This is a genomic window from Mesorhizobium sp. C395A (assembly GCF_030323205.1).
Taxonomy (GTDB): Bacteria; Pseudomonadota; Alphaproteobacteria; order Rhizobiales; family Rhizobiaceae; genus Mesorhizobium.
The window spans coordinates 1,226,583-1,246,851 of sequence record NZ_CP100473.1; the positions used below are offsets into that span (position 1 = coordinate 1,226,583).

The 20,269-nt window shown below is 62.0% G+C and carries 23 protein-coding genes and 1 tRNA gene; 10 read left to right on the plus strand and 14 right to left on the minus strand.

Features of this window, described 5'->3' with window-relative positions:
• The first annotated feature begins 6 nt into the window (after positions 1–6).
• The 4 genes from NLY37_RS06015 to NLY37_RS06030 all read left to right on the plus strand — a co-directional run bounded on the left by NLY37_RS06015 (position 7) and on the right by NLY37_RS06030 (position 2,470).
• Positions 7–978 (plus strand): beta-ketoacyl-ACP synthase III, encoded by a 972-nt coding sequence (locus tag NLY37_RS06015; protein ID WP_023689495.1) that lies wholly within the window; start codon positions 7–9, stop codon positions 976–978.
• A 104-nt stretch (positions 979–1,082) separates the two neighbouring features.
• Entirely contained in the window at positions 1,083–1,406 is a 324-nt protein-coding gene (locus tag NLY37_RS06020; protein ID WP_006201891.1) for an integration host factor subunit alpha, read from the plus strand.
• A gap of 134 nt (positions 1,407–1,540) precedes the next feature.
• Entirely contained in the window at positions 1,541–2,083 is a 543-nt protein-coding gene (locus tag NLY37_RS06025) for a MerR family transcriptional regulator (protein ID WP_023669374.1), read from the plus strand.
• A gap of 84 nt (positions 2,084–2,167) precedes the next feature.
• On the plus strand, positions 2,168–2,470 hold the full coding sequence (locus NLY37_RS06030; protein WP_023669375.1) for a hypothetical protein: 303 nt from the start codon (positions 2,168–2,170) through the stop codon (positions 2,468–2,470).
• Between the two features lie 73 nt (positions 2,471–2,543).
• On the opposite strand, the gene NLY37_RS06035 is transcribed toward NLY37_RS06030, so the two are convergent.
• A complete protein-coding gene (locus NLY37_RS06035; RefSeq protein WP_023715401.1) occupies positions 2,544–2,813 on the minus strand; it encodes a hypothetical protein in 270 nt (89 codons plus the stop codon).
• 418 nt (positions 2,814–3,231) lie between these two features.
• Here NLY37_RS06035 and NLY37_RS06040 point away from each other — a divergent pair, with 418 nt between their 5' ends.
• The gene (locus tag NLY37_RS06040; protein WP_023697438.1) at positions 3,232–3,435 is read left to right on the plus strand and encodes a hypothetical protein; all 204 of its coding nucleotides are present in this window, start codon (positions 3,232–3,234) and stop codon (positions 3,433–3,435) included.
• Positions 3,436–3,625: 190 nt separating this feature from the next.
• Here NLY37_RS06040 and NLY37_RS06045 read toward each other — a convergent pair whose 3' ends face one another.
• Together NLY37_RS06045 and NLY37_RS06050 are read right to left on the minus strand one after the other, a co-directional pair.
• The gene (locus NLY37_RS06045) at positions 3,626–3,832 is read right to left on the minus strand and encodes a hypothetical protein (protein ID WP_084559020.1); all 207 of its coding nucleotides are present in this window, start codon (positions 3,830–3,832) and stop codon (positions 3,626–3,628) included.
• A gap of 161 nt (positions 3,833–3,993) precedes the next feature.
• The gene (locus NLY37_RS06050; RefSeq protein ID WP_023669379.1) at positions 3,994–4,608 is read right to left on the minus strand and encodes a hypothetical protein; all 615 of its coding nucleotides are present in this window, start codon (positions 4,606–4,608) and stop codon (positions 3,994–3,996) included.
• Between the two features lie 296 nt (positions 4,609–4,904).
• Between NLY37_RS06050 and NLY37_RS06055 the strand changes: the two genes are divergently transcribed.
• Positions 4,905–5,186 carry a helix-turn-helix domain-containing protein gene (locus NLY37_RS06055; RefSeq protein WP_023689492.1) on the plus strand — a complete coding sequence of 94 codons (282 nt, stop codon included), beginning with the start codon at positions 4,905–4,907 and terminating at the stop codon, positions 5,184–5,186.
• 77 nt (positions 5,187–5,263) lie between these two features.
• On the opposite strand, the gene NLY37_RS06060 is transcribed toward NLY37_RS06055, so the two are convergent.
• Complete coding sequence (locus tag NLY37_RS06060; protein ID WP_023742841.1) at positions 5,264–5,716, minus strand: cupin domain-containing protein; 453 nt, start codon at positions 5,714–5,716, stop codon at positions 5,264–5,266.
• Between the two features lie 244 nt (positions 5,717–5,960).
• Here NLY37_RS06060 and NLY37_RS06065 point away from each other — a divergent pair, with 244 nt between their 5' ends.
• Positions 5,961–6,422, plus strand: a complete 462-nt coding sequence (locus tag NLY37_RS06065) for a YbaK/EbsC family protein (protein ID WP_023689490.1) — start codon at positions 5,961–5,963, stop codon at positions 6,420–6,422.
• Between the two features lie 50 nt (positions 6,423–6,472).
• Here NLY37_RS06065 and NLY37_RS06070 read toward each other — a convergent pair.
• Positions 6,473–6,549 (minus strand) — tRNA-Pro (locus NLY37_RS06070).
• 143 nt (positions 6,550–6,692) lie between these two features.
• On the opposite strand from NLY37_RS06070, the gene NLY37_RS06075 reads away from it, so the two are divergent.
• The gene (locus NLY37_RS06075) at positions 6,693–7,661 is read left to right on the plus strand and encodes a glycosyltransferase family 8 protein (RefSeq protein ID WP_023742840.1); all 969 of its coding nucleotides are present in this window, start codon (positions 6,693–6,695) and stop codon (positions 7,659–7,661) included.
• Between the two features lie 47 nt (positions 7,662–7,708).
• Complete coding sequence (locus NLY37_RS06080) at positions 7,709–8,692, plus strand: glycosyltransferase family 8 protein (protein ID WP_023742839.1); 984 nt, start codon at positions 7,709–7,711, stop codon at positions 8,690–8,692.
• A 108-nt stretch (positions 8,693–8,800) separates the two neighbouring features.
• On the opposite strand, the gene NLY37_RS06085 is transcribed toward NLY37_RS06080, so the two are convergent.
• The 5 genes from NLY37_RS06085 to NLY37_RS06105 form a co-directional block, all read right to left on the minus strand.
• Positions 8,801–9,490 (minus strand): FkbM family methyltransferase, encoded by a 690-nt coding sequence (locus NLY37_RS06085; protein WP_245271000.1) that lies wholly within the window; start codon positions 9,488–9,490, stop codon positions 8,801–8,803.
• 218 nt (positions 9,491–9,708) lie between these two features.
• Positions 9,709–10,977, minus strand: coding sequence for an O-antigen ligase family protein (locus NLY37_RS06090; RefSeq protein ID WP_023742837.1), 1,269 nt, complete (start codon positions 10,975–10,977; stop codon positions 9,709–9,711).
• Positions 10,974–12,509, minus strand: coding sequence for an undecaprenyl-phosphate glucose phosphotransferase (locus NLY37_RS06095; RefSeq protein ID WP_023708658.1), 1,536 nt, complete (start codon positions 12,507–12,509; stop codon positions 10,974–10,976). Before NLY37_RS06095 ends, NLY37_RS06090 begins: the two co-directional genes overlap by 4 nt.
• 86 nt (positions 12,510–12,595) lie before the next feature.
• Positions 12,596–13,726 carry a glycosyltransferase gene (locus NLY37_RS06100; protein ID WP_023742836.1) on the minus strand — a complete coding sequence of 377 codons (1,131 nt, stop codon included), beginning with the start codon at positions 13,724–13,726 and terminating at the stop codon, positions 12,596–12,598.
• A 7-nt stretch (positions 13,727–13,733) separates the two neighbouring features.
• The gene (locus tag NLY37_RS06105) at positions 13,734–14,297 is read right to left on the minus strand and encodes a polysaccharide biosynthesis/export family protein (RefSeq protein ID WP_023669390.1); all 564 of its coding nucleotides are present in this window, start codon (positions 14,295–14,297) and stop codon (positions 13,734–13,736) included.
• A gap of 263 nt (positions 14,298–14,560) precedes the next feature.
• On the opposite strand from NLY37_RS06105, the gene NLY37_RS06110 reads away from it, so the two are divergent.
• On the plus strand, positions 14,561–16,786 hold the full coding sequence (locus NLY37_RS06110) for a GumC family protein (RefSeq protein ID WP_023742835.1): 2,226 nt from the start codon (positions 14,561–14,563) through the stop codon (positions 16,784–16,786).
• A 98-nt stretch (positions 16,787–16,884) separates the two neighbouring features.
• Here the strand turns inward: NLY37_RS06110 and NLY37_RS06115 are convergent, their stop codons facing one another.
• The 4 genes from NLY37_RS06115 to NLY37_RS06130 are packed head-to-tail and all read right to left on the minus strand — an operon-like array spanning position 16,885 to position 20,207.
• Entirely contained in the window at positions 16,885–17,721 is an 837-nt protein-coding gene (locus tag NLY37_RS06115; protein WP_050588092.1) for a GNAT family N-acetyltransferase, read from the minus strand.
• 5 nt (positions 17,722–17,726) lie between these two features.
• Positions 17,727–18,473 (minus strand): aspartate/glutamate racemase family protein, encoded by a 747-nt coding sequence (locus tag NLY37_RS06120; protein WP_023742833.1) that lies wholly within the window; start codon positions 18,471–18,473, stop codon positions 17,727–17,729.
• A gap of 2 nt (positions 18,474–18,475) precedes the next feature.
• A complete protein-coding gene (locus NLY37_RS06125) occupies positions 18,476–19,294 on the minus strand; it encodes an ABC transporter permease (RefSeq protein ID WP_023742832.1) in 819 nt (272 codons plus the stop codon).
• Position 19,295: 1 nt separating this feature from the next.
• Positions 19,296–20,207, minus strand: coding sequence for an ABC transporter permease (locus NLY37_RS06130; RefSeq protein ID WP_023742831.1), 912 nt, complete (start codon positions 20,205–20,207; stop codon positions 19,296–19,298).
• Positions 20,208–20,269 lie beyond the last annotated feature (62 nt).

Here is a 20,269-nt window from a genome sequence, read left to right on the forward strand (position 1 = left end):
AGAGCTTTGATCAGATCAGTCGTGCGCGGCACCGGTGCTGCGCTGCCCCGCCGCATCATGAAGAATGCCGATTTCGAAGGCATGGTCGAGACCTCGGACGAGTGGATCGCCCAGCGCACCGGCATCCGCCAGCGTCATATCGCCGCCGATGACGAGACGACGGCGTCGCTGGGCGAGGCGGCGGCGCGCGCAGCGCTCGACAATGCTGGTCTTACGCCTGCCGACATCGACCTGATCGTGCTGGCGACCTCGACGCCCAACAACACCTTTCCGGCGACCGCCGTCGAGATCCAGAACCGGCTCGGCATGCATCACGGCTTTGCCTTCGACCTGCAGGCGGTGTGCTCGGGCTTCGTCTATGCGGTGACCACCGCCGACCTCTACATCAGAGGCGGCCTCGCTAAGCGCGTGCTGGTGATCGGCGCGGAGACCTTTTCGCGCATCCTCGACTGGAGCGACCGCTCGACCTGCGTCTTGTTCGGCGACGGCGCCGGCGCGCTGGTGCTGGAAGCGGATGAGGGCACCGGCGGCATTGCCGACCGTGGCGTGCTGGCGATGAGTCTGCGCTCCGACGGCGCCCACAAGGACAAGCTTTTCGTCGATGGCGGTCCCTCGACCACCGGCACGGTCGGCCATCTCAGGATGGAAGGCCGCGAAGTGTTCAAGCACGCCGTCGGCATGATCACCGACGTCATCGAGGCGACGTTTTCGCAGGCCGGCATAACCGCCGACGACCTCGACTGGTTCGTGCCGCATCAGGCCAATAAACGCATTATTGACGCTTCGGCCAAGAAGCTCGGGATTGCTGAGCAAAAGGTGGTGGTCACCGTCGATTTGCACGGTAACACCTCGGCTGCTTCCGTGCCGCTGGCGCTTTCGGTGGCCGTCGCCGACGGTCGCATCAAGAAGGGTGATCTCGTGCTCCTGGAAGCGATGGGCGGCGGCTTCACCTGGGGCGCGGTTCTCGTTCGCTGGTAAGTGCCGAACGGTCCGGTTTCGGTCCTTGACCTTGCCGGATCAATTACTTAGGCTCTGCCTTTACCTGTATCGATTTATGTTTTTTGAACTGATGGGACGGTCGCATGGGGGGAAAGACACTTACGCGCGCCGACCTTGCCGAAGCTGTTTACCGTAAGGTCGGCTTGTCACGCACTGAATCGGCAGAACTCGTCGAAGCGGTGCTGGACGAAATCTGTGAAGCCATCGTACGCGGCGAGACGGTGAAGCTGTCGTCCTTCGCCACCTTCCACGTCCGTTCCAAGAACGAACGCATCGGCCGCAACCCCAAGACCGGCGAGGAAGTGCCGATCCTGCCGCGCCGGGTGATGACCTTCAAGTCGTCGAACGTGCTGAAAAGCCGTATCCTGCGCTCGCACCAGAACAGCAAGGCCAAGGGCGGCAAATAGGTTCTGCCGCAGGCTTCGGTTGAAAACGCCGGGCCGTTTTGACGCCGGGCTTGAATATTGTTTCATAAACCGCTGAAATGATACCCGATTCGGCAGACTGGGCCGGATCGTCGTCCAGCGTGAGGATTTCGCCCATGGACAAGAGCCCCGACGCTTTCCGCACCATCAGCGAGGTCGCGGAGGATCTGGATCTGCCGCAGCACGTGCTGCGCTTCTGGGAAACCCGTTTCAACCAGATCAAGCCGATGAAGCGCGGCGGCGGCCGCCGCTACTACCGGCCGCAGGATGTCGAACTGATCAAGGGCATCCGCCACATGCTCTACGACCAAGGTTACACGATCAAGGGCGTGCAGAAACTGCTGCGCGAGAACGGCAACCATTTCCTGGTCGCGATCGGCAATGGCGACATGGCTGCCGTCGAAGCGATCTCGCAGCGCAGGCAGGCCGATCAGGTGCCGCTGACTCCGGCCGCCCAGCCTCGCGGCATGGATGACGAGATGCTGGTCGGCCAGCCCAAGGTAAAACCCAGCCGCCGCTTTTTCGGCCTGGGCAAGACCGAGGAGGAAGGTCCGGTCCAGCCCGGCGCGTCGAAACTATCGCGCGACAACCGGGCCTTGCTGCAGGAGGCGCTGTTTGACCTCCTGGAGTGCAAGCGTCTGCTCGACCAGGTGCGCTAACCTTTCCGCTGCCTCGGGCAAGCAGACCGGAACCGGTTCTGCGGCCATGCGTTTGGCCTTCTCTCAAAAAGAAGGAAAACAATCATGGTATCGCTTTCGACCCTCTCCGATCTCGATCTCGAAAAGCAGGTCGCGACCCTTTCCAAAGAGCTCGCCGCGTTGCGCAAAGTCGTGGCCAAACGCGGCGGTGCTTACTACGAGGACGGGCGCGATGCCGCTTCGGACTATTATGGGCAGCTTGCCGACCTTGTCAGCGATGCGCTGCCGGCGATCAGGAAGCAGGGCAGGGCGATCGAAAAGACGGCGCGCGATCGTCCGGCAACAGCCGCTGCTGTTGGGTTGGTCGTGGTCGGCCTTCTCGCCAGCCTGTTGCTCAGCCGGCGCTAAAACAATTCACGAAAACAAAAAGAAAATGGCGGCCGTCCCGCGGACGGCCGCCATTTCCCTGATCTGCGGCCGATTACTTGGCGAGCTTGATCTTGGCCTGCGGCGAAACCTGCGCGGTCTGGCTGCACTTGCCATAGACAGTGCCATTCTTGTCCGTGGCGTCGGTATAGGTGCCTTTGCACTCGATCGAGAGCACCAGGCAATGACCGGAGCCCTTGCAAACCGCGCCGCCGTCGCCCGTGGGATGCGTGCCGTTGGCGAAAGCCGAGGTCGGAACGGAAGCCGAACCGAAGGCCGAGACGACGAAAGCCGCGGCGAGCGTGATGCGCTTGAAGTTGGTCATTTGAGCATTTCCTTCTCTGGATCGAGGATCGCCACCATGGCGTCCTTCTGTGTTGGGATCGCCTTATCGGCGTCCATGCCGGGTTAGTGCGGCCTCCAAAGCAAAGGTTCATGCGTGGTTCGAATTTTCTTCGCATTTTTTTGCGACGTCGATTTTTAGCCTTCGCCAACTGACGGCGCCTGGCGGGGCCGGGCGGGCATCGATCATGCATTTCGCGTGAAGGCCGCTGACGTAGCGGCGCGGCATCCCATGCGAAGGTCACACCGTGGCGTGCCCAAATGGCCAGCCAAGACCGAGTCCGCGCCCGGCTCTTGTCAGGTGGCGGCAGCAGTCATTGCCGCCACTTGGCACCGCGCTTTCTGCCACTCCCGGCTGCGACTATAACGCCAGTCCAAAGGTACCGGCGGAGGAGACGGGCGTGGTCGCAAATTACATCGACGAGTTCATCATGTTCTGCGCTGGGCTGTGGATGACAGGCGTTGGTTTTGGGCTGCTCCAAAGTCCTTTTCAGGCCCAACAAGGTCAGCAGCCATGGTGGCTGCAGGTCGCGAAGCATTTCAAATGGATGGGACCGCTTTTGATTTTGATCGCAATAGTGCTCGCGTTCGCGGCGCCGTCCTAGCGGGTTCCGACGGCATTGAGAGACCCGTGGTGTCCTGCAGCTGGCAACCTGTGTTTGCTCGCATTCTGACGCATGGGCGCCATCGAATCCTGCCTTCAGCTTTTCCACGTGTCGCCTGGCAAAAACCAACGGGAAGGCGGCCTTGGCGAGGACTCCAGGGCCAGCCTTCCCGTTGGGCAAGTCGGCCGTGTCAGGCCTTCTTGGCCTCCACCTTCTTGTGGTGGTGGTGGTGGTGGTGATGGTGATGGTGATGGCGGTGATGCTTGTTGTGATGATGATGATGGTGGTGATGCTTCTTGTGCAGCGGTGCTGCGTCGGCGCTGCTGGCGCCGATGAGCGGCAGAGAGACAGCCAGGGCAAAAGCCAGCCCGAGAGCCGACAGGAGGGACTTCTTCATGACTTCGTTTCCTTTTCTGCGCGGGCTGAATTTGGCCGTCACCGAGCAAGATCGGTGCCGGTGAACCCCGCAGTCATGACTATCGCCTCCGAACTTTTCGACAGTTTTTCCGGACTGTAGAATTTTGTTTCTGGATTGTGTCTGGCGGCTTCGTCGGCAACTTACATCGGCGGAATGACGCCGTTTGTGCCGACAACGACCCGGCCCGCGGTCAGCTTGCCGTCACTGCCGCGCTCGGCGTTGACGAACACCACAGCGCCAGGCTTGAGGTCGGCGGGCGTCGCCGGCGCGAAGGTCACCACCGGCGTCGTCTGCGGGATCGCGATCTGCTTTTTCTGGCCATTGTCGTAGGTCAGCGTCACCGTGCGACCTGCAATCTCGGTGACATCGGCGACCGTGCCGTTGGTCATCCGGCTGTTGGGCTCGAGATCCCACGGGCGGTCGCCTTCGCCGGCGCCCTTCAGCGCGGCCGGGAAGATCACCACCTCGAGCGCGCCGCTGCCGCCATCGGCCTTCGAAACAGAGGCAATGCCGAGGAAATCGCCTTGCTTGATATCCCCGGCATCCGCCTTGGCGACGCCGGAAATCTTCCACCCTTCAGCCAGCGCGATGGCGTCGGTAGCGCCTTCGCGGGTCTTCACCGTCAGCGTCGCTCCGGCAAAGGCGGTCACCGTGCCGCGAATGCGCACGGCCTCGGCGGCTTGCGCCGCGACCATGCTCGCGCCAGCGAGGCCTGAAATCGTGGCGAGCACGATGGCTGATGTCTTGAATGTCATGGATCTGATCCTCTTGGGAAAAGCTGGCCCGATGCGGCTGCCAGCAACATCAGGCTAACGCGCGAGCGGCGCAAAACCGCTGAACACTTCGGCCTGCGGCCCTTCAAAAGAACTTGATTGGGAGATCGGGGCGGAGATCCTATATGTGCCCTGGCGCCTGCGGTTTTGACGCCGGTTCACGATGCTGTGACGGTCGGTTTGGGCCTTGGCAAATCGCCGTCAAGCGGGCATTGTCCCGGCTCTCAGGCAACACCCTATCATTTGATCCAAAACTCTTTAGCCCCATGGAGTTGCCAATGCCCCAAACTGCAAAACACGAACCCTTCTCCAGGCTGGCGGCCGACGTTGCGCTCGAGCACCCCGGCCTCAAAGCCATCCGGGAGACAAAGGGATACAGTATTGAAGAGCTTTCCCTGACCTGCGGTCTGTCGACCAGCGAGATTGCCGACATAGAGAGCGGCAAGGACACCGATCCGACGAAACTTCGCCGGATCGCCGCAGCATTGCAATTGCCGGAAACGGCCCTGATCGATGCCCCGGCGCCCACGGCGCCTGTGGAAAACCGGTCCGTTTCATAAACAACGGCCAAGCGTCGTTCAACAAGCCCGCCATGGTTTGCCCTGGCGGGCTTGTTGCATTCGCCCAACGGCGAATGTCACTTCTTGCTCGGATCGTCCGCCGGGTTGACGTAGGTGATCGCGAACGGCCCCTCGCCATGAACCTGGACGATCGTAGCGCTTGTCGTCCAGGCGTAATGGTTCATTCCCTGTGGGGCTACGCCGAAGCCGCCGGCGGTCAGTTCGATGCCCTTGGTCTCGTCGAGCTTGTCGCCCATGCCGATATGAAAATTGCCGGAAATCACCGTCACATATTCCGAGGTGGGATGGTTGTGCGCGGCAATCCTGTAGCCGGCCGGCAGCTTCAACCGCAGCACGTAGATGCCGTCCTTCGAGGGGTCCCCGGCGATGACAGCCATGTCCGCGCCGGCGGGCAGCACAGCAGGAGCAGGGCCCCATTTGATGGCGTCCACGTTCATCGGCATGTCGTCGGCAAGCAGCGGTGCCGTCCCGATAAGCAGCAGCGCCAGAGCCGAGGCGAGCTTGAGCATGATGATCTCTCCGGTTGGTCGTGGGAGCACAGCATCAGCGCCGGCCCTGATCCATTGCGACCTACCAATGCAGCAGCCCGAACACATCTCCCGCACGGGGGATGCGCCTTGTGTTGCTGACATGCGGCGCGACCCGCCCGGCCTGGTACCGCTGCAGCCGTCGAGGGGCGGGGAGGTTGCCGCCGACCGAGCGTGAAGCTATCCAGTGTGAACGCTAACCGTTTTCGAATGGGACAATGCCGAGATGAGCCTTGAATCCGTGCGCGCCTTCCTGGCTGCCCATGCGCCCGATGTCGAAGTGCTCGTCACCGAAGCGAGTTCCGCGACGGTGGCGCTGGCGGCTGAGGCGCATGGCGTGGAGCCGGCGCAGATCGCCAAGACCATCTGCCTGCGCGTCGGCGGTGAGACGATGCTGATCGTGGCCGGCGGCATGTCGAGGCTCGACAACCGCAAGTTCAAGGACCGTTTCGGCGGCAAGCCGCGCATGCTTGACGCCGACGAGGTTGTCGCGATTACCAGCCATCCCGTCGGCGGCGTCTGCCCATTCGGCCTGCCGGCGCCGCTGCCGGTCTATTGCGACGTCTCGCTGCGCGCCTTCGATGAAGTCGTGCCCGCGGCCGGCGCCACCAACGCCGCTGTAAGGCTCAGCCCGCAGCGCATGGCACAGATTGTCGGCGCCGAATGGGTCGACGTCTGCCAAGGATGAATGTTGGTGATTTGAGAGCAGGACCTTTGGGGGCAAGTCCTGTCTAAAAATGGTCGGAGTGGCCGGATTCGAACCGACGACCCCTTGACCCCCAGTCAAGTGCGCTACCGGGCTGCGCTACACTCCGGACCGCGCAAAGCCATATATTTTCAAGGGGTATGGTGCAAGCGCTAAAACGGCGCGCCGGGCCTGAAAGTCGCCAGCATTCGGCCTTGTCGCCGCAACGCCAAGGCGATATGGCTCGCGCAGTATCGATACGAAGGATTGCGCGTGGCAAGTTCCTGTTTTTTTCTGGCGGCCGACGCCAATTATTTTCCGTATGCATGCTTGGCGGCGCGCAGAATTCTGGATGTTTCGGGAGACGCAACGCCAGGCTTCATCCTGCATGTCGGCGCACGTGATGCCGATATGCGTGTTGCTGAACGCCTGCTGAAGAACCGTCTTCGCATAATGGACGTTTCGGGGCTGTTTGCGGAGGCTGGCCATACTTTCCGGCCAAGCAATGTCGGCACTTTTGTTCGGCTTTTCGCCGACCAACTGCCTCAGTTCGCGGACTATGACCGCATCGCCCATGTCGATTGCGATGTTCTGTTCAATCGAGATATCGCGGACCTCGTGGGCCAGACACTTCATGCTCCGTTGTTGGCCGCTCACGACGATTACATGTATTTCCGCCCGGGCTATCGGAACAAACTGTCGATGCAGCCGGGGGCGCCTTATTTCAACGCCGGCATCATCGTCTTCAACATGCCGCCGGTGCGTCAACAGGGACTTTTGCACCGCGCCAGAGATGTTGCCGTTGCCGGGCAAATGAACGATCAGAACGCGCTGAACATCGTCTTCGAGGGCAAGTGGCAGACGATGCACCCGAACTGGAATTTGATGTCCAACGATACGAAGGAGTTTCGGTTCTTCCAAGCCTATGCGCGGCATTTCGCCGGCGGCAAGCCATGGGGGAGCCAGGTCGATGTGGAGCCTGAGGCGCTTGCCGTCTGGCGCGATCTGGCAAGGGATACGCCATGGCTTGAGCCCTTCCGGCAGCGTATTCCCTTCGAGCGGGGCGTCATGAGGCGGTACGCCCGCAGGTTCGACGGTATCATGGGGATGTTGCCGAACAAGGATCGGTATCGGCGGCGCGCACGGTACGACGGCAGCAAGGTGCATAAGATATATGCCGAGCATGCTGACGCCGGGGCGATGGCTGTGCAGTTTCCGGAAGTACTCGGCGGTTTCGCCTGAGACCCGCAACGGAGCTCCCGCGAGTGGGTCAGGCAACAGGTTGTAGCATGTCGCAAAATTCGTGTTTCTTTTTCGCCACCGACCAGAGGTATTTCCCGTATGCCAGCCTGGCGGCGCGCCGCGTGCTGAATGTGTCGGACCACCTCGACGGCTTTATTTTGCACACCGGTGTCATCTCCAACGAAGACCGAGCTATCGGAGAGCGTCTGCTCGGTGGGAAGATCCGCATCCTGGATGTCACGAAATTCATGGAAGCGACAAACTTCAACCGCGGAACGCACCCAACCCTTGCGACCTACATCAGGCTGTTTGCCGATCAATTGCCGGAGTTCGAACCATATGACCGCATCGCCTATTCCGACGCCGATGTGCTTTTCAACAGATCGATAGAAGACCTCTGCAACGTCCCGCTCAACGCTCCGCTGCTGGCCGCACACGATGAGCAGACCTATTTCGACGTAAAGTATCGACAGCATTTGCCGATGCAGCCAGGCGCGCCGAAGTTCAATGCCGGCGTGCTGGTGTTCAACATGCCACTGATCAGGCAGGAGGGGCTTCTGGAGCGTACCCGGCAGTTGGCCTCCGAGCAGGTTTACGGGATGGATCAAGGTGCATTGAACGTGGCTTTCGAGGGCAGGTGGCAGACGATGCACCCGTTCTGGAACGTGATGACCAACTACACCAGCCAGATTTCTTTCAGCCGCTGCTACGCCCGCCACTTCGCCTGGGGCAAGCCCTGGGACCGTCCGCCGGTCGGTGTCGAGGTCGGCGCCATGGCGATCTATCGTGATCTGGCGAAAGGCACGCCCTGGGCCGGCCGTTTCAACAGCAACTGGCCGATCAAGAGAGGCATATTGAAAAACCTCGGCCGCAAGTTCGACGCCATCAGCGGGATTTTGCTGAACGACGAGAAGCGCAAGCGACGGGCGCGGTTCGACGCCGAAAAGGTCAGCGCCATCTTTGCCAGCCATGCGGACAATTCGATGTTGGCCGTGCAATACCCCGAACGGGTAGCTGGCATAGCCAGATAGAACTTGACGCTCCGCCGAGCGCGGTTCCTCCCGCCAATCTTCCTCGATAAGTCTATTGCCTCGCTGGTTGATGCCCTCCGGCTAGCACGCTCAAGGCCGAGCCGATACTTAGCTCCAATCCAGATTGATGTTGCGGATGCCTTCCTGCGCGATCCGGCCCCGCAGCTTGCCGATCCGGTCGGCCAGGTCTGGCGAGAACCGTTCATGTGTCTCGACCAGGATTTGTCCAATCGAACGGTGAATGCTGGCGTCCAGCATGGCTTCGATGCATTCCGCTTCGGCCCCTTCTATGTCCATCTTGACGATGGCGATCGGCTCATGGAGACCTTCCAGGAACTGCACCAGGTCAACCACCTCAACTTCAAAGCTTTTCCCGTTCGTGTGTTCGTGTGTCTGGATCAGGGACGACGATTCGGTCCTGCGGAGATCGCTGACGTCCGGCCTCTGATGGAATGTGGCCGCTCGCGCTGATCCACCAACAGCCTTCGGAATGATCGTCACCCGGTCGTTGTTGCCAAACCTTTTCGTCAAAATCTGGCGAGCAACAGGGTCAGGCTCGAAAGCAATCACCCGCATCCCATAGGCTAGTACATGTCCCGTGACGTCGCCAATATTGGCGCCGAGATCGATGAACAGACTATCGGCGGGAAGCTTTTTCATAAGCTGATGGAAGTCGTATTCGGCCTGCCGCACACGCCGCGGGGGCCTGTGCCATCGGCGATACGCGTACCAGCGCAGCATGAATTCGAAATAGCTTTCCCTCAGCATAACCACGCCCGTCAGATTAGTGGCGCCCACCAACCCGGAATATTATCCAGCCCGGCAAGCACGCCAACTCAATTGGAATTTTGTCAGTCGCGTTTAGCGACGTTTTCCCACCATCACAACATAAATGCGCCGCCGGCAACCGTGCTCAATTCGACCAGGGGTTGGAGCAAGCAGATCAAAGCCTGCGAGGGCCTGCACAACCCCGGTATTGGCGTGCGCGGCTGTTCCTGTCCTTTAGGATTACTCGGCTACCTCGGTTGCGCCACCGCCCGCAACCCGCGCTGATGCCTGTATTCCAGCGCGATCGCGCCCCAGATCAGGCCGAGCAGCAGATAGACATGGCGCCAGTGGTCGATATCGATGAAGGTGCCGAGCCCGATATTGCCGATGAAAGCGACGTAGGCGCAGAGCAGATAGGGCTGCCACGGCCGGTCGCGCAAAAGGATGCGGAAGCCGGCCGCGATCGTCCACAGCGTCAGCGACAGAAACGAGACGAAGCCGAGCCAGCCATAATCCATCAGCGTCTTCAGCCAGATGTCGTGCGTGTCTTCGCCGAAAACGGTGCCGAACACCAGCGGGCCGATGCCGAGCGGATGTTCGAGCGCCATCTCGAAGCCGATCGTGTAGCGGGCAAAGCGGCCAAGGCGCGCCGTGTCGTAGCTCTGTTCGAGCTGGGCGCGGCTGGAAAACATCTCGCCGACGCCGGGCAGCTGCAGGATGACGATCATGGCGACCACCAGCAGGGTGACGGCGGCTATGCTCATGATGATGACGCGCAGCCGGAACTTGCCGCTGTTGCTTTGCAGGAACAGGGCGCCGGTGAGCTGGATGGCCGAGACGGCGAACATGCCCCAGGCGCCGCGCGAGAAGGAGAAGAAAATGCCGGCGGTGATGATCAGCAGCGGCACCGCCAGAAGCGGCATGCGCGCGATCGAGCCGGTCAACAGGAGATAGAGCAGATAGATGCCGGGCAGCACCAGGAATGGTCCGAACACGTTCGGATCCTGGAAGGCGCCCTGGGCGCGGTCGTATCTGGTGAAGATTTCAGCGCCCGGGAAAGCGTGGAAATAGCCGGCAATGCCGAGCAGCGAGGTCACCACCGCGGAGACGACATAGGCGATGAAGATCAGCCGGTAGAGGCCGGGCTGCATCGCCGTCACCGACGAGAAGAACACCGCGGTGAACGCGAGAAACAGCGAGACGGCGAGATAGAGCGGTGTGTTGGCGAGATCGGCCATCTGAGTCATTGCAATCATGCCGCCGATGTTCATCGTGATCAGCAGCACCAGCAGCGGCACGGCCGCGCGCGATATGCGCAGGCCAAACAGCCCCCACGCCCCGATCAGCCCGACCATGAAAAGATCGTAAGGCGCCGGCTCGTCGATGACGAAGCCTGACAGGAAGACGCCGAAAAACACCGCGCCCGACGATATCAGCGCGATCAGCTTGGCATTGACCGCCGAGGGCGGCAACGTGTTGACCGCAGCCTGCGGCAAATCATGGGAAATCGCGCTCAATAGGCGTTTTCCGTATTGAGCAGCCGCAGCGGCGTCATGAGCAGGATGCGCAGATCGAACAGCATCGACCAGTTCTCGATGTAATAGAGGTCGTATTCCGTGCGCATGCGGATCTTCTCATTGGTGTCCATCTCGCCGCGCCAGCCATTGATCTGCGCCCAGCCGGTGACGCCGGGCTTGACCTTGTGGCGGGCGAAATAGCCGTCGACCACCTCGTTGTAGAGAAGGTTGTGCGACTGCGCGGCAATCGCATGCGGGCGCGGACCGACCAGCGACAGAGTGCCGAACAGCGAGTTGAAGAACTGCGGCAGCTCGTCGATCGAGCTCTTGCGGATGAAGCGGCCGACGCGGGTGACGCGCGGATCGTTCTTGGTCACCGTCTGCTTGGCGGTCGGGTCCGAGCGATCGGTATACATGGAGCGGAATTTGTAGACTTCGACGATCTCGTTGTTGAAGCCGTGCCGCTTCTGCTTGAACAGCACCGGACCCTTGCTGTCGAGCTTGATGGCGATGGCAGTCGCCAGCATCACCGGTGAAAACAGGATGATGCCGATCAGCGAGAAGACGATGTCGAAGGCGCGCTTGGCGACCGAATCCCAGTCGTTGATCGGCCTGTCGAAGATGTCGAGCATCGGCACCGAGCCGATGTAGGAATAGGCGCGCGGGCGAAACTGCAAAGCGTTCGAATGCGCCGAGAGCCGGATGTCGACCGGCAGCACCCAGAGCTTCTTCAGCAGTTGCAGCACGCGCGTTTCGGCAGTCAGCGGCAGCGACACGATCAGCATGTCGATGCGCGCGATGCGGGCGAATTCCATCAGCTCCGAAATGGTGCCGAGCTTGGGATAGCCGGCCACGATCGGAGGCGAGCGCTTGTCGCCGCGGTCATCGAAGATGCCGCAGATGCGGATGTCGTTGTCTGGCTGCTTCTCGACCGAGCGGATCAGCATCTCGGCCGCCTTGCCGCCGCCGACGATGACGGCGCGGCGTTCCATGCGGCCGTTGCGCGCCCAGCGCCGGATCAGCTTCGACATCACCAGCCTGAGGCCGAACAGCAGAAGCAGGCCGACGACAAACCAGGTGCCGAACAGCAGACGCGAATAATCCTCCGACATTTTCATGATGAAGGCCGTCAGCGCCATCAGCGCGAAGGTGCCGGCCCAGACCATCAGCACGCGACCGAGATTGGAGATCGGTCGCATCAAGGCGGAGATCTGGTAGCAATCGCTGACGTCGAGCAGCACCACAGCCACGAATGACGCCGCGGCAATGGTCAGCGGATATTGCCAGGCGAGATAGTTGAAGAAGCCGACAAAATGGAAGTAGAGCGCGAGCCCCGACAGGAACAGCAAGCCGAATTCGACGATGCGCAGTACGCCGCTGACCATGACCGGCGACATCGTATCGCGCCGGTATTGCGAGGCGACCTGGCGGGCAACACTGTTCATGCCGCCGGGCGTGGGGCTCTCGGCAGGACTGCCGAATTTGCGCACCGCATCGGCCGAAAAGCGGCGCGTGGGGTCGGTCTCGTTCATCGGGTTTCCCACAAGGTTCCGCCATGACGATAGCAGAAAGAGAGCTAAAAAAACCTTGAGAACAACTTGTGGTTTTGGACGGTCGTCTATCTGTTGAGCGCGGCGAAATAGGCCTTTTCGATTTCGGCGGCCATCACATCGGCGCCGAATCGCGCCCTGAGCCTGGCGGTGTCGGGCATGACGCGCCGGTAGGCGTCGAGATCGCGCAGCGCTTCACCCACCTTGTCGCCGAGTTGGCGCGGATCGGGACGGATCAGGGGAGGGGATCCCTCACCGAAGATTTCGGGAATGCCGCCGACGGCCGTGGCGATCATCGGCCTGCCTGCGGCCAGCGTCTCCAGCACGATATAGGGCATGGCTTCCGCGCGCGACGGCACAACCACGAGGTCGGCCAGTGCAAAGGCCTCCCTGGCTGGCATAGGCGGCAAGAAGCGGACCTGTTTTTCGAGGCCCAGCCGTTTCACCTGCGCATGGTAGCGCGGCAGGTCGTCGCCATCGCCGACCATGACCGCGGTCAAGCGGCGCTCAAGCTGGGACCCGGCCAGCACCAGCGCGTCGATGAAAATGTCAGGTCCTTTGAGGTCGCGCATCATGCCGATGTAGAGCAGGTCGGCTGCGTCGGGCTGTGCGACCACCGGTTCGAACTCGGCGGCGCGCAGGCCGTTATAGACCAGCGTGTTCGGGATAGGCGGTTCGCCGACCTTCTTGCGATAGGTGCGCCGCTCATAGTCGGAGACGAACAGCAGGCAGTCGGTGAAGCGCGCCATGAAGCGCTCGAGCGCGAAGAACAGCTTTCCGGTGGTCGTCGTTTCGTCGTAATGGAGGGAGCCGCCATGCGGCGAATAAAGGCGGGCTACGCGAGACCTTGATACCCGCAACAATGAGCCGAACAGACGGGCATAGGCGCCACCTTTGGCGCCGTGCCCGTGCAACACGTCCGGCCGCAATTCCTTGATGATTCGATAGGTACGCCAAGCGGAGGCGAGGTCGCCCGGTCCGACATGGCGCTGCATCGGCGTGCGATGGATACCGAGCGCCAGGCTGTCCTTCATCTGGTCGAACAGGCGTTCCTCGTATTGGCCGCCGGTGGTCGAATCGCAGACGATGCCGACAGCATGTCCGGCGGCGAGCTGGGCCTCGGTCAGGTCGCGCACATGCCGGAAGATCCCGCCGACGGGTGAGCGAAAGCAGTGGACGATCCTGAGCTGGTCCGCCACGTTGATGTCAGAACAGGCGTTCGCGAACGTAGACCGTGTCGCCCGGCAGCAGCGGATCGGAGGTAACCACCCGGCCTGTCATCACCTTGCCGTTGATGTCGCGGGTGATGTCGACGCTTTCCTGGTTGGCGCGCGGCGAGAAACCGCCAGCAATCGCGATGGCCTTCTGCACGGTGAGGCCCGGCACGTAGGAATACTGGCCGGCGGCACCCACTTCGCCCATGACGAAGATCGGCCGGTAGCGATCGATCTCGACCGACACGTCGGGGTCGCGCAGATAGCCTTGGCGCAGTTTGTCGGCGAGCGCTTTTTCCAGCTGCTGGGCCGTGTGGCCGCGCGCCGGCACCGCGCCGACCAGCGGGAAGGACATGTAGCCGGACTGGTCGACACTGTAGGTGTTGGTCAGACCGTCCTGTTCGAACACCGTGACGCGGACACGGTCGCCGGCGCCGAGCCGATACGGCTGGTCGAGTACCTCGTGGAAGGCCGCCGGCGTCGGCCGGTAGCTGGAGCAACCGGCGAGCATCGACACGGCCAGCAGAGCGCGAAACAGACCAGCAGCGCTTTTCATGATCGGACACACACCTTCGTCGCTATGGCCGCCAGGACACGGCGGCAAACCTTAAGGATCTGGGTTCGTTATCATCCTGTTAGGGTTAATGGCCGGTAAAGGGACGCGGCCGATTTGGCGGCAATCGACAAAAAGCCGTATAGTTTTGCTGGCTTGTTTACCGGATGTCAGCAAACCCTAACAGCTGCTTACCGCGATCTTAACGGCTGAGTTACCATAGTTGTTTACGCTACCATCTAGCCTCATGTCCGGAGCAGGAATGCATGTCCGACCAGTCCGCGGCCGCAGATGTCGATGTCGACCTGAGACAGCTCTTCGCCAGCCTGGCGCGGAACTGGCTGCGCATTCTTGTGATCACGCTTCTCGTCACTGGTCTCGCCTTCGCGTTCGCGTGGCTTGCCACGCCGCATTATAAGGCCACGACGCAGCTGAAAATCCAGTTGAGCGAATCGGCCTATACGCGGCCTGCCGGCACCAATGAAGACGATAAACCTGTGCTCGATGCGGAAGGTGTAGCAACCGAGGTTCAGGTCATTTCCTCGTCCGACATTCTCAATAAGGTGGCTGGCAATCTGAACCTGGGCGACAAGCCCGAGTTCAACGATGCGCTCGGCATGTCGCCGGTAGCCCGACTTCTTGTCATTGCCGGACTGAAAAGTGATCCGGCAGAGATTCCGCTCGAAGAGCGCGTGCTGACTAAAATGCGCGACAAGCTAAACGTCTATGGAGTGGAGAAGACGCGTGCCATCGCCGTCGAATTTTCCTCGGAAGACCGCCAGCTTGCCGCCGATATTCCGAATGCCATCGCCAAGGCCTACATGGCCTATCAGGCGGATGCCAAGACCACGTCGAACGCGGCCGCGACAGCCTTCCTCGGGCCGGAGATCGACGAGTTGCAGAAGCAGGTCAGGGATGCAGAGGCCAAGGTCGCGGCCTTCCGTTCCGCCCAGTCGGACCTGTTGATGGGCGGCAACAATTCGGTGCTGGCGACACAGCAATTGTCCGAGCTATCGACCGAACTGTCGCGTGTGCGCGCCAGCCGCGCTTCGGCCGAGGCGACGGCCGAAAGGGTGCGCCAGGCTTTGCAGAATGGCGGCTCGCTGGACGCTGTACCCGAAGTGCTGTCTTCCGATCTGATCCAGCGGCTGCGTGAGCGTCAGATCGAGCTCAGAACCAACATCGCCGATCTTTCCACCACCTTGCTCGACAACCATCCCCGCCTGCGGGCGATGAGGTCGCAGCTTGCCGATCTCGACGGCCAGATCCGCAACGAAGCGCAAAAAATCATGCGCGCGTTGCTGACGCAGGCGCAGACCGCCCAGGCGCGCGAAAACCAGCTGATATCGGACGTCAACAAGCTGAAAGCGGCGTCGTCGCGCGCCGGCGAGGAGCAGGTCCAGCTGGATGCGCTGCAGCGTGAGGCGAACGTCCGGCGCCAGCAGCTCGAATCCTACATGGCGAGCTTTCGCGAAGTGTCCTCGCGCAAAAACTATCTGCCGGTCGATGCCAGCGTGTTTTCCGAGGCGCGCGTGCCATCGGAGCCCTATTTCCCCAAACTCGTCCCGATCGTCGGCGCTGCCTTCGTCGGCTCGCTGCTGCTGATGTCGGTCATCACGCTTCTGCAGGAGCTGTTTTCCGGCCGCGCCATGCGCCCGGCGCCCGGCGCCCGCTTGGACCGCATCGAACAGGTTGCGATGCCGGCAATGTCGGCGCCGGTCGTCGACCCGGAACCGGCCGCAGTCGTGGCCGAGGAGGTGGTCGATCGGCGGACGGCCATGGAGTCTGAACTGGCGCCCGAGCCGGAGCAGGAGCCGGCTCCTTCAGTGCTGGAAGGAGCAGCGGCTGCCGATCCAGAACCGCAATCCGAACCCGAGCGGGTACGCTCCAGCCTTGGCGAGATCGATGTCGAGAAGGCGGCGGAAAAGCTGATCGCCAGCGGTGCTGCGCGCGCCATCTTCGTGTCGCCCGAAGGCGATGAGGCGGCTGCATCGGCAGTGCTGGTAGCGCGCGAAGTCTCCGACGCTGGCCTGCGTGTGCTGCTGCTCGATCTCACGGCGTCAGGTGCCGCCTCGCGGCCGATGCTGGACAGCGGACTTTTCCCCGGCATCACCAATCTGCTGGCTTCGGAAGCGCAGTTCAGCGACGTCATTCACGCTGACCTCTATTCCGACTGCCATGTCGTTCCCGTCGGCACCGCCGATCCGGTTCGCGCCATGCGCGCCGCCGACCGGCTGCCGATCATCATGCAGTCGCTGACCACCGCCTATGATCTGGTCATTGTCGAATGCGGACCGGCCGATGCGCAAGGCATCAGCCGACTGGTCGGCGACAGCACTGAGGTCTTCATGTCCATGCTGCAGGCGGACGATGAGGTGGCGCAGGCCGCCGTCGAGCTGATCGAAAGCGGCTATCCCGACCTCACTCTGGTGACGCCGATCGGCCACGAGACGCCGGGTAACCCCGTGCCGGGACGACGTAGCGCCGCCTGAGACATCAGACAATTCGACTTAGGCGGCGCTACTACGGATCGGCTCGTCCATCGCCCGCCGGCTCCCGAAAAACCAAGCCTGTCAGTCGGCGCCGGGATCTACCCCAACTCCAGGGTCGTCACGCCAAATATTCGGCGCGAGTCGACCTTCGGAGGCGGGCCCTTGTACATGCGCGTGGTGGTGAAGGTCGGCCTGAAACCAATTGCTGAAAGCGCCGTGGTGAAATCGAAATTTTCGGCAGGAACGTCGATATGCAGGTCGCCACCTTCGCATGCGGCAGCCAGACTGCCCATGAGCTGCATCGCCGTCTCGGTGTCGTCGGCAAACAGCGGGCCGATCTTGTAACCCGAACGGCAGGGACGAGCCACGGCGTAGCCTATGGTGCCGAGTGAACTGATCGCGGCGAACCCGCAATGCGGCGGCTGCGCCCAGCGGTGCAGGAAGGCTCGTCGAGGCGCGGGGAAACAGCGGGCGTCATAGGCGATGATGTCGGGCACGAGTTGCGTGGTTATCATGCGCACCCCTTCGCTTCGGACGGGCGGGGTCGCGATACGGCCGCTGAAGCGGATGGTTTCGTACGCCGAGCTGAATCCCGTGCGGCGATAATTCGCCAGCTGCGCGGCGACCCCGTCGAGGCCGACCGTTCGGCCGGCCAGCCTGGCCATGCCCGCATTCCAGACTGCTTTGCCATGGCCTTTGCCGCGCATGTCTGGTCGGCAGATGTAGAGACCGATGAAACCGAAGTTGCCGCCATAGGCGACAGCCGAGATGGCGGCGGTCATCTCGTTGCCGACAAAAGCGCCGATGAACCCCTCAGGATCGGTTGGCCGGAACGCTGCGGCATCGTCAAGGCCAGGGTTCCAACCTTCAGCCGCCGCCCAGTCGATGAGAACGGTCAGTTCCGGCGGAGACAATGCGCGGACGGTAGGCTTCATAGCGTTCACTCCGCGGCGACCACCCCCGGCGAGAAGGATTTCAGCACGCCGCGATAGGGCTTGGCCAGCGGACTGGCATAGGCGCCGCGCTTTGAGGTCGACAGGCCCAATGCGATCAGCGCCTCGGCCTGTTTGAGGGCGGCGCCGACGCCGTCGATGACGGGCAGATCAAACTCTTGCTGCAACCGGTGTGCCAGATCGGCCATCCCGGCGCAGCCGAGCACGATGGCCTCGGCGCGGTCTTCCGCTATGGCGCGGGCGATCTCGGCGCGCAGTTTCTCGACCGCGCCGGAAGCAGCGTCTTCAAGCGAGAGTACGGGAATGTCGGCGGCGCGCACGCGCGCGCGCCCGGCCATGCCGTAGCGCCGCACCAGCCCCTCGACAGGGACACGCGAGCGTTCGGTGGTCGTCACCACTGTGAAGCGCTGGGCAATGTAGGAGGCGACACTGAGTGCGGCCTCGCAGATGCCGATGACCGGAATGGAGGCCATGGCGCGTGCCGCATCCAGGCCGGTATCGTCGAAGCAGGCGATGATGGCGGCCTGAGCCCCGGCACGTTCGCCGGCGGCGATCTCCATCAAAAGGCCGGGCACGGCCAATGCCTCGTCATAATAGCCCTCGATCGAGGCCGGCCCCATCGAGGAGGTGACCGCGATCACCTCGGTCCCGGCGCCGGCAACGCCGCGCGCCGCCGCCGCGATCGTCTCGGTCATGCTCGCCGTCGTGTTGGGATTCACCACCAGTATCTGCACAATCAAACCCTGGCCCGCTTGCGGCCGACATAGAGGATGGCGCCCAGTGTGGCCAGGATCACCAGGAAGGAGAACACGGTGGTCACCGTGCCCAGCGCATAGAGCACCGGCGTCGTGACATTGGTGGTCATGCCGTAGATCTCGAGCGGCAGCGTGTTGAAGGTGCCCGACGTCATCAGCGTGCGGGCGAACTCGTCATAGGACAGCGTGAAGCCGAACAGGCCGACGCCGATCAGGCTCGGCGCGATCATCGGCAGCACGACATGGGCGAAGGTCTGCCAGGAGTTGGCGCCCAGGTCACGCGCGGCTTCCTCATAGGCGGGCGAGAAGCGGTTGAAGACGGCGAACATGATGAGCACGCCGAAGGGCAAGGTCCAGGTCAGGTGCGCGCCGAAGGCCGACGTGTACCAGGCCGGGCGGAAGCCGACCTGCTGGAAGACGACGCCGATGCCGAGCGAAATGATGATCGAGGGCACGACGAGGCTGGCGACCGCCAGGTAGAACAAAGCGGTGGTGCCGCGAAATTTTTGCCGGAAAGCGAGCCCTGCCAGCAGCGACACGACGACGGTGACGATCATCACCATGAGGCCGAGCACGAGCGAGCGCTTGAAGCTGCCGCCGAAATCGCCGACCGCCTGGCGCTCGAACAGATTGGCGAACCAGTGCAGCGACACGCCATTGAGCGGGAAGGTGAGGCCGCCGGTCTCGCCTTGGAAAGAAAGGATCAGGATCGCCGACAGCGGGCCATAGAGGAACAGCACGAACAGAGTGAAGAAGACCGCAAGCACATAGAATTCGAGGGTGCGTTTTTCGTGGCTCACCTCAAAGCTCCTTGCGGATGTCGACGATGCGCAGGATGCCGGCGACCATCGACAGCACCAACACCAGCAACACCACGGCATTGGCGGCGGCTGCGGGATACTGCAGCAGCGACATCTGGTTCTTCATCATCAGTGCGACCGACGCGCTCTGGCCGCCCGACATCACCTGCACGGTGGAGAAATCGGCCATCACCAGCGTGACGACGAAGATTGTGCCGATCGCCATGCCGGGCTTGGCCAGCGGGATGACGACGTTCCACAAGACCTGCCAGCCGGACGCGCCGGCATCGCGCGCGGCCTCGACCAGCGAGCGGTCGATGCGCATCAACGTGTTGAAGATCGGCGTTACCATGAACAGCGTGTAGAGATGCACCATGGCCAGCACCACGGCGAATTCCGAATAGAGCAGCCATTCGATGGGTTTTGGCACCAGCCCCAATTGCACCAGCGTCGAGTTGATCAACCCGTTACGGCCAAGCACCGGGATCCACGAGATCATGCGGATGATGTTGGAGGTCAGGAAAGGCACCGTGCAGACAAGGAACAGCACCATCTGCATGGCGGTGGTGCGGATATGGAAGGCGAGGAAATAGGCGACCCAGAAGCCGATGAACAAGGTCAGAGCCCAGACGATGGCAGCGAATTTGATGGTGTTGAGATAGGTCTTCCAGGTGACCCATGATCCCAGCACGTCGGAATAGTTCGTCGTCAGGAAATCCGGATACATGGCGGCGAAGTCATAATCCCAGAAGGAGACGACGACGATCATGATGATTGGCAAGAGCAGGAACGCACCGAGGATGAGCGCCAGCGGCGCCGATTGCAAATAGGGCGTGACGGCGCCAAGGGAGACGCGGCGGCGTCTGGCGGGCTTGGCTGCTGCGATGGCGGGGCGTTCGAGCGCGACTGTCATTGGGAAAATCCTCCGCGTGATCGCGATGACTTGCGATCCTTCGCGCCCCCCTCTGTCCTGCC